Source organism: Comamonas antarctica (assembly GCF_013363755.1).
In the GTDB taxonomy this organism is placed as follows: Bacteria; Pseudomonadota; Gammaproteobacteria; order Burkholderiales; family Burkholderiaceae_C; genus Comamonas; species Comamonas antarctica.
In genome coordinates, this window is record NZ_CP054841.1 from 112,999 (window position 1) to 126,557 (window position 13,559).

Annotated in this window: 10 protein-coding genes; 2 read left to right on the top strand and 8 right to left on the bottom strand. The window is 67.8% G+C overall.

Going from position 1 to position 13,559, the window contains the following annotated elements; genetic code table 11:
* The first annotated feature begins 6 nt into the window (after nt 1-6).
* Nucleotides 7-1,611 carry a DHA2 family efflux MFS transporter permease subunit gene (locus HUK68_RS19915; protein WP_175505998.1) on the top strand — a complete coding sequence of 535 codons (1,605 nt, stop codon included), beginning with the start codon at nt 7-9 and terminating at the stop codon, nt 1,609-1,611.
* 9 nt (nt 1,612-1,620) lie between these two features.
* Here the strand turns inward: HUK68_RS19915 and HUK68_RS19920 are convergent, their stop codons facing one another.
* The 6 genes from HUK68_RS19920 to HUK68_RS19945 form a co-directional block, all read right to left on the bottom strand.
* Nucleotides 1,621-3,267 carry an ATP-binding cassette domain-containing protein gene (locus tag HUK68_RS19920; RefSeq protein ID WP_175505999.1) on the bottom strand — a complete coding sequence of 549 codons (1,647 nt, stop codon included), beginning with the start codon at nt 3,265-3,267 and terminating at the stop codon, nt 1,621-1,623.
* Nucleotides 3,268-3,516: 249 nt separating this feature from the next.
* Nucleotides 3,517-3,873 (bottom strand): PRC-barrel domain-containing protein, encoded by a 357-nt coding sequence (locus tag HUK68_RS19925; protein WP_175506000.1) that lies wholly within the window; start codon nt 3,871-3,873, stop codon nt 3,517-3,519.
* Between the two features lie 149 nt (nt 3,874-4,022).
* Nucleotides 4,023-5,471 carry an efflux transporter outer membrane subunit gene (locus HUK68_RS19930; RefSeq protein ID WP_175506001.1) on the bottom strand — a complete coding sequence of 483 codons (1,449 nt, stop codon included), beginning with the start codon at nt 5,469-5,471 and terminating at the stop codon, nt 4,023-4,025.
* A 13-nt stretch (nt 5,472-5,484) separates the two neighbouring features.
* Entirely contained in the window at nt 5,485-8,703 is a 3,219-nt protein-coding gene (locus tag HUK68_RS19935) for an efflux RND transporter permease subunit (RefSeq protein WP_175506002.1), read from the bottom strand.
* A gap of 26 nt (nt 8,704-8,729) precedes the next feature.
* Complete coding sequence (locus HUK68_RS19940; protein WP_175506003.1) at nt 8,730-9,935, bottom strand: efflux RND transporter periplasmic adaptor subunit; 1,206 nt, start codon at nt 9,933-9,935, stop codon at nt 8,730-8,732.
* A gap of 165 nt (nt 9,936-10,100) precedes the next feature.
* On the bottom strand, nt 10,101-10,934 hold the full coding sequence (locus HUK68_RS19945) for an alpha/beta hydrolase (protein ID WP_175506004.1): 834 nt from the start codon (nt 10,932-10,934) through the stop codon (nt 10,101-10,103).
* A gap of 160 nt (nt 10,935-11,094) precedes the next feature.
* Between HUK68_RS19945 and HUK68_RS19950 the strand changes: the two genes are divergently transcribed.
* Nucleotides 11,095-12,009 (top strand): LysR family transcriptional regulator, encoded by a 915-nt coding sequence (locus HUK68_RS19950; RefSeq protein ID WP_175506005.1) that lies wholly within the window; start codon nt 11,095-11,097, stop codon nt 12,007-12,009.
* Between the two features lie 18 nt (nt 12,010-12,027).
* Here HUK68_RS19950 and HUK68_RS19955 read toward each other — a convergent pair whose 3' ends face one another.
* Both HUK68_RS19955 and HUK68_RS19960 read right to left on the bottom strand, forming a co-directional pair.
* Nucleotides 12,028-13,038 carry a linear amide C-N hydrolase gene (locus HUK68_RS19955; protein ID WP_244146424.1) on the bottom strand — a complete coding sequence of 337 codons (1,011 nt, stop codon included), beginning with the start codon at nt 13,036-13,038 and terminating at the stop codon, nt 12,028-12,030.
* A gap of 116 nt (nt 13,039-13,154) precedes the next feature.
* Nucleotides 13,155-13,544, bottom strand: coding sequence for a hypothetical protein (locus tag HUK68_RS19960; RefSeq protein WP_175506007.1), 390 nt, complete (start codon nt 13,542-13,544; stop codon nt 13,155-13,157).
* Nucleotides 13,545-13,559 lie beyond the last annotated feature (15 nt).

Consider the following 13,559-nt stretch of genomic DNA (forward strand, 5'->3'; position numbering starts at 1 on the left):
ATTCGCATGAGTACCCCTTCCACCGCTGCCGCGGGGGCCGCCCCGCGTCCGGCCGGCGCGCCCGCCGCCCCGCTGAAGCTGTCGCCGCTGCATGGCCCGGCGCTGCTGCTGGGCACCATGGCGCTGTCGCTGGCGACCTTCATGAACGTGCTGGATTCGTCGATTGCCAACGTGGCGATTCCGTCGATTTCCGGCGACCTGGGCGTGAGCTCGACCCAGGGCACCTGGGTGATCACCAGCTTTGGCGTCGCCAACGCGATCTCGGTGCCGCTCACCGGCTGGCTCACGCAGCGCTTTGGCGCGGTGCGGCTGTTCACCATGAGCGTGCTGCTGTTCGTGCTGACCTCCTGGCTCTGCGGGTTTGCCAACTCGCTGGAAATGCTGGTGTTCTTCCGCGTGCTGCAAGGCCTGGTCGCGGGCCCGATGATCCCGCTGTCGCAGACCCTGCTGCTGTCGAGCTATCCCGCGGCCATGGCCGGCACCGCGCTGGCGCTATGGGGGGTGACCACGCTGGTGGCCCCGGTGGTCGGGCCGCTGCTGGGCGGCTGGATCACCGACAACATCTCCTGGCCCTGGATCTTCTATATCAACGTGCCGGTCGGGTTGTTCGCGGCCGCGCTGACCTGGGGCATCTACCGCCAGCGCGAGACGCCCACGCGCAAGCTGCCGATCGACACCGTGGGCCTGTCGCTGCTGGTGCTGTGGGTCGGCGCGCTGCAGCTGATGCTCGACAAGGGCAAGGAACTCGACTGGTTTGCGTCGGGCGAGATCATCACCATGGCCGTGGTGGCGGTGGTGGGCCTGGCGGTCTTCATCGTCTGGGAACTGACCGATGAGCACCCGGTGGTCGATCTGCGGCTGTTTGCGCGGCGCAACTTCGCCGCGGGCTCGGTGGCGCTGTCGGTGGCCTACGGGCTGTTCTTCGGCAACGTGGTGCTGATGCCGCTGTGGCTGCAGCAGTGGATGGGCTACACCGCCACCTCGGCCGGCATGGCGCTCGCGCCCGTGGGCGTGTTTGCCATCCTGCTCACGCCACTGGTGGGCAAGAAGGTCGGCCAATGGGACCCGCGCAAGATGGCGACCGCGGCGTTCGTGGTGTTTGCGCTGGTGCTCTGGATGCGCTCGCATTTCACGACCGAGACCGACTTCGCGCATATCCTGCTGCCGACGCTGATCCAGGGCGCGGCCATGGCGTTCTTCTTCATCCCGCTGACCACGCTGACCCTGGCCGGCCTGCCGCCCGAGCGCATTCCCGCGGCCGCGGGGCTGAGCAACTTCGTGCGCATCACCGCGGGCGCCATGGGAACGTCCATTGCGACCACCCTGTGGAGCGACCGCGCGACGATGCACCATGCGCATCTGACCGAAGGCTTGATCGAAGGCCAGGGCGTGTTTGGCGCGATGCTGCAGAACCTGCAGGCCACGGGGCTGGGCAAGGAGCAGGCGCTGGTGCAGATCAACCGGCTCATCGACCAGCAGGCGTTCACGCGCGCCGCCGACGACATCTTCCTCGGATCGTCATATCTGTTCCTGCTGCTGATCGGCCTGATCTGGCTGACCCGGCGGCCCACGCCGGGCGCGGCCGCGGCCGACGCGGGCGGCGCGCACTGATCCGCGGCTTCAAGGCATCGCACCCTGGTCCAGTGCCAGCGTGCGATACCCCGCCTGCTGCGCATGCGGCCTGTGGCTGACCGCCACGATGGTGGTATCGGGCAGGCGCTCGTGCAGCAACTGCAGCACGGCAGCTTCAGTCTGCGCGTCGAGCGCCGAGGTGGCCTCGTCGAGCAGCAACAGCGGGCGCGCCTGCAAAATTGCGCGGGCCAGCAGGATCCGCTGCCTTTCTCCGCCGCTCAGGTCCAGACCGTCCTTGCCGACGCCGGCATCCAGCCAGCACGCCCCCTCCTGGCGCTGCAGCCGCTCCAATTTCAAGCCCAGCAGCAGCGTCTGCACTTCGTCATACGGCACATGCTCGAGGCCATAGGTCGCATTGGCGTAGACCGAGCGATCGAACAGCTTGGCATCCTGGGGAATGATGGACATCAGCCGCGATCGGTCGCGGCGCGAAAGCGCGCGCGCCGCTCGGCCCGCATACCGCACCTGTCCTGCCTGTGGCTCCAGCCGCCCGGCCAAAATCTTCAACAAAGAGGATTTGCCCGTGCCACTGGGTCCCGTGATCAAGTATCGGCCTGCGGGCTCCAGCTTGATACAAAGGTCGCACAGGAGCGGCCGGCCCTCGACGTAATGAAAAAAGACGTGGTCGATATCCACTCCCACAGCGCCCGTGTCGAATATTGCGCTCTGCAGTGGTTCGTCTTTCACCCCCCCGTATTCCAAGCCTTCAAGCACGGTCTCCAGCTTGTGGAGTTGCTCGAAAACGGTGTTGAGCGATTTTCCTACCGTGTCAAGTTGCACGTATGAAATCAGTCCGATGACGTACAGCATCACGGCACTGGCGGCATCGCCACCACCGCTGGCCGCCACGGAAACGATGAAAACAATGAAAACCAGGGCCAGGAATGACCTCTGCAGGAAATCATTTCTATCCATCAAAGCTTGCGCTTTTCTATAGGCAGCCCTCTCCACCTCAAGAAATGTGGAAATTCTGTTCCTCTCCACATACCCCATGTCATTCCCCACGACCGAATCGATATTGAAAATAATATCGGAAACCTCTTTGGAAGCACTGACGGTGGCAAGCACGGCATCGGCCACATGCCTCGACGAACTGCGTGCCAGCCGGTATGCCATGCAGCAATAAAAAGCCGCGGCAACAACGAAAATGAAACCATGCACTGGCAGTTTCACAAAGACCAGGACAGCAGAAAAAACGATAAAAAACAAAGCCCGCACCAGCGCATTGAGCCCCTCAAAAACCATGGTCCGCACCGCCTGCGAAGCCGTGGCCACCGCGGCTTCAATCGATCCTTGGTTCAAGCCGTGAAAAAATTCCAGGGGTTTGCTCAGCAGGCATTCGTACAATGCATACTTGGATGTACAGCGGATATCCTGCAGCACGGAATTATTGATTTCAGCCACTGCGTACGCCATGGCTCCAGAGAGGACCATGGCAGCCGCCAGGAAGACCACGCCAACACGAACCTCCATGGTGGATTGCTGGGCCATTTCCCGAACGATCAAGGCTATCAAAAACGGCTGCGCCACCATTGCCGCCGAATAAAATCCGATGGCTGCAAAAGACAGCAGGATTCGCGATTTCAGCTCGCCCAATTTGACGATATTTTTGACGAAGCACAAGGGATCAGACATCATCGCTCCCGTGTAGCCGCATCATGTTCGGGCAAACATTGAAAGCAGCGTCGTGAATATGGGTGCGGCCGCCATGGCCTTCTTCGCACCCCCTGACGGCGCTGACCTGGGCCGGCCTGCCGCCCGAGCGCCTGCGCGCCTGCGCGCGGGCGCGATGGACATATGCATTGCGAACAGCGTCTGGTCCAAAAGAAAAGCCATCCCCCGCAAGAAGGGATGGCTCGAGGCGCAGGCGGCGGCGCGGGATGGTCAGATATACGGCACGCCGTAGTAGTCGTTCACGCGGCGGCCGTATTCATCGGTGTACTCGGGATAGTCATCGCGTGCATAGCGTGGCGCGCCCTCGAGCTGCTCGCGCTGCAGCGACACCACATAGCCGCCCATTTCGGGCTCGTACTTGAGTGTGTCCCAGGGCAGCGGATAACGGTCGGTGCCGATGCCCAGGAATCCGCCGAATTCCATGACGGCGTAGCGCACCTTGCCCGACAGCTTGTCGATCATCAGCGTGTCGATCGTGCCCAGCTTCTCGCCGGCGGGATTGTAGACATTGGTGCCGTTGACGCGGTCGGAGGAAATGACGCTCGAGACGGTGTTGGGGGTGTTCATGGCAGTCCTTTCTATCGGTGGCGCAGTGGTCGCTGCAAACCCCGAGCCTACGTCCGGCGTGCGCGCGCCGGGGTAGTCGCTGCGCGGACAGCGGCGTAGGAGAGCCCGCAAGACCGCTTCGGGCCGTGCGGGCCGGCGCGCCTGCCGGCCTAAGACGCCGGCGCGATGCGCGAAGCGCCGGCTGCCGGCTCCCAACTGCCGCCCAGGGCGCGGATCAGCATCACCGTGGTGGTGTACTGCGCGCTGCGCAGCTGCAGCGCGTTGCGGCGCTGGCGCAGCGCATTGCGGCGCGCGTCCAGCAGCTCGAGCTGGCTCACATAGCCGTTGCGCCAGCGCACGTCCGACAGATGGCTCGCGCGCTCGGCCGATTCCACCGCCTGCGCCAGCACCTGCGACTGCTCGCCCAGCAGGCGCAGCGCGCTGAGCTGGTCCTCGACGTCGCGAAACGCCGTGAGCACCTGGCCGCGCTGCGCGGCCACGGCGGCTTCGAGCCGGGCCTTCGCGCCCTGTTCCTGCGCGGCGCGCTGGCCGCCGTCGAAAACCGGCAATGACAGCAGTGCGTTGACGCCCCAGGAACGCGCCGACCAGCGCAGCAGGTCGCCCAGTTCGGGCGAGGCGTAGCCGCCCTGCGCGGTGAGCACGATCTGCGGAAACCACGCCGCCTGCGCCACGCCGACGCGCGCCAGCGCGGCCTGCACCGTGGCCTGCGCGGCCGCGACATCGGGCCGGCGCGCCAGCACCGCGGCCGGCACGCCCGCGGGTATCAGCGGCAGCGCCGCCGGCGCCCCCGGCGCGACGCTGAACGCGCCGGCGACATCGCCCACCAGCAGCGCCAGTGCATTGCGCAGCAGCGCCTGCTGCCGGTCGAGCGCCAGCAGCTCGGAAGCGGTGGCCGATACCTCGGTCTGCATGCGCGCCAGATCGAGTTCGGCGGCGTCGCCGGCCTCGAAGCGGCGCGACGTGAGGCGCAGGCTGTCGCGGTAGATGTCCAGGCTTTGCGCCAGCAGCGCGCGCTCGTCCTGCAGCCCGCGCAGCTGCAGATAGGCCTGGGCGACATCGGCCTGCACCATCAGCCGCGTGCTTTGCAGCAGCGCGGCGCGCGCCTGCGCATCCTGCAGCGCCGCGGCGCTGGCCTGCGACAGCCGGCCCGACAGATCGACCTCATACGACAGATTCAAGCCCGCCGTACCCAAGGTGGCCGGCGCGGCGCCGCCCGTGGACTGCGCCCCGGCCTGGCGCCCGACGCCGGCGGATGCACCGAGCTGCGGCAGCCGCTGCGCATCGGCCGAACGCAGCAGCGCGCGCGCTTCGGCCAGCCGCGCGGCCGCGGCCTGGATATCGGTGTTGGCGTCACCGGCGCGCTCGACCAGCGCGCTGAGCTGCGGATCGGCAAACGCCAGCCACCAGGCGCCGCGCGGCTGGGCTTCGGCCGCGGCGGCGGCGGCGGCCGGCGCGCCGCTGAAGCGCGCAGGTATTTCCACGCCCGCGTTTTCGGGCGGGGCCGGCAGGGCGCTGGCGCAGCCGGCCAGCACCAGCGCGGCAAACAGCGGGGTCAGCAGGGCCAGCGTGCGCCGGCCAGGGTGGGGTATGGGTTTCATGGCAGCTTTCTTCTTATTCAGCAGGGCCGCGCGGCGCGGCCAGCACGGGATGGGCATTGGCGCCGGAGCCCGCGGGCCCGGCCTGCGGGTGCTGCAGCAGCGGCCGGTTGCCGGCCATGCGCCGCAGCAGCACATAGAACACCGGCGTGAGGAACAGGCCGAAGGCCGTGACGCCGATCATTCCAAAGAACACCGCCACGCCCATCGCGCTGCGCATCTCGGCGCCCGCGCCCGTGGCCAGCACCAGGGGCAGCACGCCCATGACAAACGCCAGCGAGGTCATCAGGATGGGCCGCAGCCGCAGCCGGCTGGCCTCGATGGCCGCCTGCACGGGCGTGCGCCCGGCAAATTCGAGCTCGCGCGCGAACTCGACGATCAGGATGGCGTTCTTCGCCGACAGGCCCACGAGCACGATCAGCCCGATCTGCGTGAACACGTTGTTGTCGCCGCCGCTGAGCCAGACCCCGGTCATGGCCGCGAGCAAGCCCATGGGCACGATCAGGATGATGGCAATCGGCAGCGTGAGGCTTTCATACTGCGCGGCCAGCACCAGGAACACCAGCAGGATGGCCAGCGGGAACACCAGCAGCGCGGAGTTGCCGGCCAGGATCTCCTGGTAGGTCAGCTCGGTCCATTCAAAGCCGATGCCCTGGGGCAGCGTCTCGTCGGCCACGCGTTCGATCGCGGCCTGGGCCTGGCCCGAGGAGAAGCCGGGCGCAGGCCCGCCGCTGACGTCGGCCGACAGGAAACCGTTGTAGCGCATCGCGCGCTCGGGGCCGAAACTCGGCTCGAGCTTCATCAACGCCGACAGCGGCACCATCTGGCCCGTGCTCGAGCGCACCTGCAACAGGCCCACGTCCTCGGCGCGCGCGCGAAACGCCGCATCGGCCTGCACGCGCACGCTGTAGGTACGGCCGAACTGGTTGAAGTCGTTGGCGTACAGGCTGCCCAGATAGATCTGCAGCGTCTCGAAGATGTCCGTGACCGGAACGCCCAGCTGGCGCGCCTTGGTGCGGTCGATATTCGCGTAGAGCTGCGGCACGTTGACCTGCCAGCTGGTGAACAGGCCGGCGAGTTCGGGCGTCTGGTAGGCCTTGGCCATGAAGGCCTTGACGGCCGCGTCCATGGCTTCATAGCCCAGCGAGGCACGGTCTTCGATCTGCAGCTTGAAGCCGCCGGTCGTGCCCAGGCCGGCCACGGGCGGCGGCGGGAACAGCGCGATGAAGGCTTCCTGGATGCTGCCAAAGGCCTGGTTCAGTTGCCCGGCCACGGCCGCGCCGCTCTGGTCGGCGCGCGTGCGCTCGGCAAACGGCTTGAGCGTGACGAACACCACGCCCGAGTTCGAGCTGTTGGTGAAGCCATTGATCGACAGGCCGGTGAACGCCAGCGCGTCCTCGACGTTCGGGTTCTGCTTGACGATCTCGCCCATGCGGCGAATCACTTCATCGGTGCGGTCCAGCGTCGCGCCATCGGGCAACTGCGCAAAGCCCACCAGGTATTGCTTGTCCTGCGCCGGCACGAAGCCGCCGGGCACCAGCTTGAACAGGCCCCAGGTCGCGCCGACCAGCGCCAGATAGATCACCAGCATCAGCGCCTTGCGGCCGATCACGCGCTGCACGCCGCCGCTGTAGGCATCCGAGCCGCGCTGGAACAGCCGGTTGAAGCGTCGGAAGAAGCCGCCCAGCACGCGGTCCATGCCGCGCGTGAGCGCGTCCTTGGGCGCATCGTGGCCCTTGAGCAGCAGCGCGCTGAGCGCGGGCGCGAGCGTCAGCGAGTTGATCGCTGAAATCACCGTGGAGATCGCGATGGTCACCGCGAACTGGCGGTAGAACTGGCCCGTGAGCCCGCTGATGAAGGCCAGCGGCACGAACACCGCGACCAGCACCAAGGCAATCGCAATGATCGGGCCCGACACCTCGCGCATCGCGCGGTAGGTGGCTTCGCGCGGCGACAGGCCGGTCTCGATATTGCGCTCGACGTTTTCCACGACCACGATGGCGTCGTCGACCACGATGCCGATGGCCAGCACCAAGCCGAACAGGCTCAGCGCGTTGATCGAGAAGCCCAGCAGGTGCAGCACGGCAAAGGTGCCGACCACCGACACCGGCACGGCCAGCAGCGGAATGATCGAGGCGCGCCAGGTCTGCAGGAACAGCACCACCACCAGCACCACCAGCGCCACGGCTTCGAGCAGCGTGGTGATCACCGACTTGATCGAGGCGCGCACGAACTGCGTCGGGTCGTAGGCAATGCGGAACTCCACGCCTTCGGGCATGTTCTTTTGCAGCTCGGCCATGGTGGCGCGCACATTCGCCGAGATGTCGAGCGCGTTCGAGCCCGGTGCCTGGAACACGCCCATGCCCACCGCGGGCTCGTTGTTGAGCAGCGAGCGCAGCGCGTAATCGGCCGCGCCGAGTTCGAGCCGCGCGACATCGCGCAGCCGCGTCACCGCGCCGTCGGCGCCCGACTTGACGATGATGTCGCCGAACTCCTCCTCGGTCTGCAGCCGGCCCTGGGCGTTGATCGACAGCTGCATGTCCACGCCGGGCAGGCCGGGCGAGGCGCCGACCACGCCGGCCGCGGCCTGCACGTTCTGGCCGCGGATGGCAGCCACGACATCGGCCGCCGACAGGCCGCGCTGCGCGATCTTCTGCGGGTCGAGCCAGGCGCGCATGGCATAGTCGCCGCCGCCGAAGATCTGCACCTGGCCGACGCCGGGAATGCGCGCGAGCCGGTCCTTGACGTTGAGCACCGCGTAGTTGCGCAGGTAGTCGATGTCATAGCGGCCGTTGGGCGAGGCCATGTGCACGACCATGGTCAGGTCGGGCGCGCTCTTGATGGTGGTGATGCCGAGCCGGCGCACCTCCTCGGGCAGGCGCGGCTCGGCCTGCGAGACGCGGTTTTGCACCAGCTGCTGCGCCTTGTCGGGGTCGGTGCCGAGCGCGAACGTCACGGTGAGCGTCATCACGCCATCGGTCGTCGCCTGGCTGCCCATGTAGAGCATGCCTTCGACGCCGTTGATCGATTCCTCGAGCGGCGTGGCGACGGTCTCGGCAATCACCTTGGGGTTGGCGCCCGGGTACTGGGCGCGCACCACCACCGACGGCGGCGCGACATCGGGATACTCCGAGATCGGCAGCGCGCGCAAGGCGATCAGGCCGGCCAGGAAGATCAGCACCGACAGCACGCCGGCAAAGATCGGTCGGTCGATGAAAAAGCGGGAAAGATTCATGGTGTTCTTCTGGTGGTTCAGCGCGTTCAGGCGGCTGGTGCCTTGGCGAGCATGGGCACGTCCTGGGCTTCAATGCGCGCGCCGGGACGCACGCGCTGCAAGCCGTTGACGACCACGCGCTCGCCGGCCTGGAGTCCCGAAGTGACGATGCGCAGGCCCTCGAAGGGCGCGCCCAGCTGCACCTCGCGGTACTCGGCGGTGTCGCCCGCGCCCACGACCATCACGTATTTCTTGTTCTGGTCGGTGCCGACCGCGCGTTCGCTGACCAGCACCGCCTGCGTGCTGCGCGCCTGGCCCATGCGGATGCGCGCGAACTGGCCCGGCATCAGCGCGCCGTCGGCGTTGTCGAACACCGCGCGCACCCGCACCGTGCCGCTTTGCGCATCGACCTGGTTGTCGATCAGCTGCAGCTGGCCGGTATGCGGCGTGCCGCCGGCCGTGCCCGTGCCCATCTGCACCGGAATGCGCTCGATGCGCGCGCGCCCGCCCGGCCCCGCGGCCAGGCCGTCCAGGGCCTTGACCACCACCTGCTCGTCGCTGTCGAAACTCGCATAGATCGGGCTCACCGACACCAGCGTGGTCAGCACCGGCGCGCCCGCGCCCGACGCCACCAGGTTGCCGACGGTGACTTCGACGCGGCCCGCGCGGCCCGCGATCGGCGCGCGCACCTCGGTGTATCCCAGGTTCAGGCGCGCGGTCTGCAGCGCCGCCTGCGCGGCGCGCAGGTTGGCATCGGCTTCGCGCTGCGCGTTCACGCGCTCGTCGTGTTCGCGCTGCGCAATCGCGCGCTCTTCCCACAGCCGCGTCGAGCGCTCCATTTCACTGCGGGTGTACGACAGCCGCGCCTGCGCGGCCACGACCTGGGCCTGCGCGCGGTCGACCTCGGCCGCGAACGGCGCCGGATCGACGCTGAACAGCAAGTCGCCCTTCTTCACCAGCGCGCCTTCGCGAAAGTGCACGGCCTGCACCGCGCCGGCCACGCGCGGGCGGATATCGACGCGCTGCACGGCTTCAAGCCGGCCCGAGAATTCGTCCCAGAGCGCGACGTCCTGCTGCACGACCTGGGCCACGGAGACGGGAATTGCCGGCGGCGCGGCCGGCGCACCCTCGGCGGCGCCCTGCGCGGAGGCTTGCAGGCCAAAGGCCGCGCCGCCCACGACCGCAATCGCGGCGGCGGCAATGGCGGCGGTGCGCCAGCGTTGCGGCAGGGAAGAAAGGAAATGCGGTTTCATGGTCGGTCTCTCAAGGTGAAGGCGCAGGCAGGCGGCGCTTTTGGACGCAACGCCGCCTTCCGGCGCAAAGGTCGGAAAACAAAAAGCAAAGGAAAATCGGGCGGCAACGGCTCCGCCAGCGCGCCTTGGCTGTGGCCAGGGCGCGGCGCCGTCAGGCAGCGGGAATCAGGGTTTCAGCTCAGATCGACATCGCGTCGTGGCGAAAAAGCGCTGGAACTGCGCCTGCACCTCGTCGGCGCAGGGACAAGGCCGTGGATCGGGCTGCAGCAGCGCATCGGGCCATTGCCGGGCCTTGTCGAACACATGCCGCGCCACCTCCAGGCCCGCGCTCTCCAGCCGCGCCGCATAGGCCAGCGCCTCGTCGCGCATCGGGTCGTCCTGGCCCACCAGCACCAGCGTCGGCGGCAGGCCCGCCAGGCGCTGCGCGGCGCTGGGCACGGCATAGGGATGCTGGGCATCGTGGGCCGAGCGCAGGAACAGGTGCCAGCCCTGCGCCCACTTGCAATCGGTGGCCGTGCCGGTGGCCGCGCGCAGCGAGGGCGTGCCCACGCAGGGATCGAGCATCGGCGACAGCAGGATCTGCCCGGCCAGCGGCGGATGGCGCTGGTCGCGCGCCATCATGCACACGCCGGCCGCGAGATTGCCGCCCGCCTCCTCGCCGGCCAGATACACCGGCGCGCCCTTGCCCGCCAGACGCACGCGGTGGCGCCAGGCCCACTGCAGCACGCCATAGCCGATCTCCAGCGGCTGTGGAAACGGATGCTCGGGCGCCAGCGGATAGGCCACCGAAACCACGCGCGCACCCGCGGCGGCAAGCAGATGCGCCACCGTGCAGCCGCTGTCGAGCGAGCCGGAGATGAACGCCCCGCCGTGGAAGTGCACCACCAGCGGCAGGCAGTCGCCGGCCTTCTTGTGGCCGTAGGTGCGCACCGCGACCTGCTGGCCGGTGGCCAGGGCAATGACGTCGTCGGCGGGGCGATCGGGTGAAGGTGTGGGCATGGTGTGGTCCGGACGCAAGCGTGGAGCCACAAATGTAAACGCTGGGGCAACGCCCACCAACCGCGCAAATGCAGCCGCAGTGTTTCCAAAACCCGAACAATCAAGGCCTGGACCCCATGTCAGAATTCGTTACCCGCTGACCACCAACCCAGGAGAGCCCATGGATCAGATACAAGCCATGCGCACCTTCGCGCGCGTGGTCGAGGCCGGCACCTTCACGCATGCAGCCGATTCGCTGCAGCTGCCCAAGGCCACCGTCACCAAGCATGTGCAGGCGCTCGAGGAGCGGCTGCGCGTGAAGCTGCTCAACCGCACCACGCGCCGCGTCACCGTCACCACCGACGGCGCGGCGTACTACGACCGCGCCGTGCGCCTGCTCGCCGATTTCGACGACATGGAGGCCAGCATGACGCAGGCCCGCGCCACGCCGCGCGGTCGCCTGCGCGTCGATGTCGGCACCTCGGTGGCGCGCCTGCTGATCATTCCGCAGCTGGCCGACTTCCAGCAGCGCTATCCCGAGATCCAGATCGACCTGGGCGTGACCGACCGCACCATCGACCTGATCGGCGACAACGTCGACTGCGTGATCCGCGGCGGCGAGCTCAGCGACCAGTCGCTGGTGGCGCGGCGCATCGCCAACCTGGAGTTCATCACCGTCGCCACGCCCGACTATCTCGCGCGCCATGGCACGCCCGCGCACCCGCTGGAGCTGGAATCGGGCCACCGCATCGTGACCTATTTCTCGCCGGTCTCGCAGCGCCGCTATCCGCTCGAGTTCCACCGCGATGGCGAAGTGATCGAGGTCGCCAACAACGCGCATCTCACGGTGAATGAAAGCAACGCCTATGTGCTGTCGGTCGTGGCCGGCCAGGGCATCGGCCAGATCACCACCTTGCAGGCGCAGCAGCACCTCGAGCGCGGCGAGCTGGTGGCGCTGCTGCCCGACTGGCCGCAGCCGCCGCTGCCGGTGTATGTGGTGTACCCGCCCAACCGCCACCTGAGCGCCAAGGTGCGCGCCTTCGTCGACTGGGCTGCCGAGCTGTTTGCCAGGCACCCGCTGCTGCAGCGCGGGTGAGCGGCGCGTGGCAGCGGCCTAGCCGGGCAGGCCCAGAAACCGGAAGGGTTCGGCCGGCTGGAATGCCGGCGTGGCATTGCCGGCGTAGGGGTGGTCCTGGTTCGGGCCGAGATCGAGCTTGAGCACCCGGCCGCGCTCGGCGCTGAAATCCAGCGCCTTGAGATCGACCCAGAAGGTATTGGGCGTGAGCGCCGACTCGAAGAAATACAGTTGGCGCTGGTGATCGAACACCGTGCGCCAGCGCGTCGAGGAAATATTCGGTTCGTCCGGCGTGCTGATGCCGTAGGGCACCGAGACATTGCGGATCACGCTGAAGACACTGGCCAGCGCCTTGTTCGGATCGGGGTCCTTGGGCACGGCGTTGACATAGAACGCGGCGCGCGCAAAGCGGTCGGCGGCGCGGTTGGTGCCCGGCAGCATGGTGGTGCCGCCGATCTGCTGCCAATAGGCATTGAGCGCCAGCTGCTGCTCGAAATGCGGCGAATTGGTCATGACCTGGTAGCTGCGGCTGTGGTGAATGACCTGCCGGCCGCCGATGTACTCGACGATCGCGCTGTCGCCGCCCGCATCCGACATCGACAGGTGCAGCGTGGTCAGGCGCCTCTCGCCAGGCACGTTGTCGGTGACCAGCGTGAACGGCTCGAGTTGCAGCGCGGCCACGGCCTCGGCCACGCTGGCAAAGTTGTCGAGCACATACTGCGCCCAGGCGGCAATGGTCAGGCCCGGCTTGCTGTTGGCATCGAAACGCGGGTATTCGGACTCGGCCAGCCACAGCAGATTGGCGTGCAGCCCGGCCTCGTTCACGCCATCGGTGGTCGAGACGTCATAGCCCGAGGTGACGAGACTGCCATAGCGCGAGGTCCAGCGCAGCGAATTCGGACCCGCCTCGCCGCTGCGCTGCATGCCGCGCGGCAGCACCCAGAGATTGCTGGTGATGTCGCTTTTCCAATCCATCGAGCGCGCCGTGATGACCTGGCCTGCGGCGCCGTGGTAGACGACACGCGTGCAGGCCCAGGCCGCGGGCAGCATGCACGCCGCCGCCAGGCCGGCAAGCAGGCAGCGCGAGAGGAATCCGGGAGATGGCTGGTGCATCGTGCCTCCTGCAAAATGGGCGGGAGCGCACCCCGCGGGCAAAGCGCCGGCGCTCAATCCAGGCCGCTGATCTTCCAGGCGCCATTGGCCTGCTGGCAGAACCAGATCTTCCAGCTTTCATGCGCCGCGCGCTGCTGGACCTGCGACGACAGCAGGCGGCAGCGCCCGGCCGACCGGGTCTCGGTGGCCGGGCCCGGTGTCAGCAGCACCTTGACCGGCTGGCCGCCCGAAGCCGCGCTGCTGGTCCATTCGTGCGCGACATCGGGCTGGCCGGTGTTGAGGGTCTGGGCAATGAAGGCCTTGAACGCAGCCGCATCCTTGGCCGGAATGTGCAGCAGCACCGAATCGTTGCGGCGCCCCAGCGGCAGCAACTGCGCGGAGGCCGGCAGCGCCAGCGAGAGCACGGCAAGCCAGGCCGCAGCCTGGAAAAGAGGCGATTTCATGGGCGACATGGGACC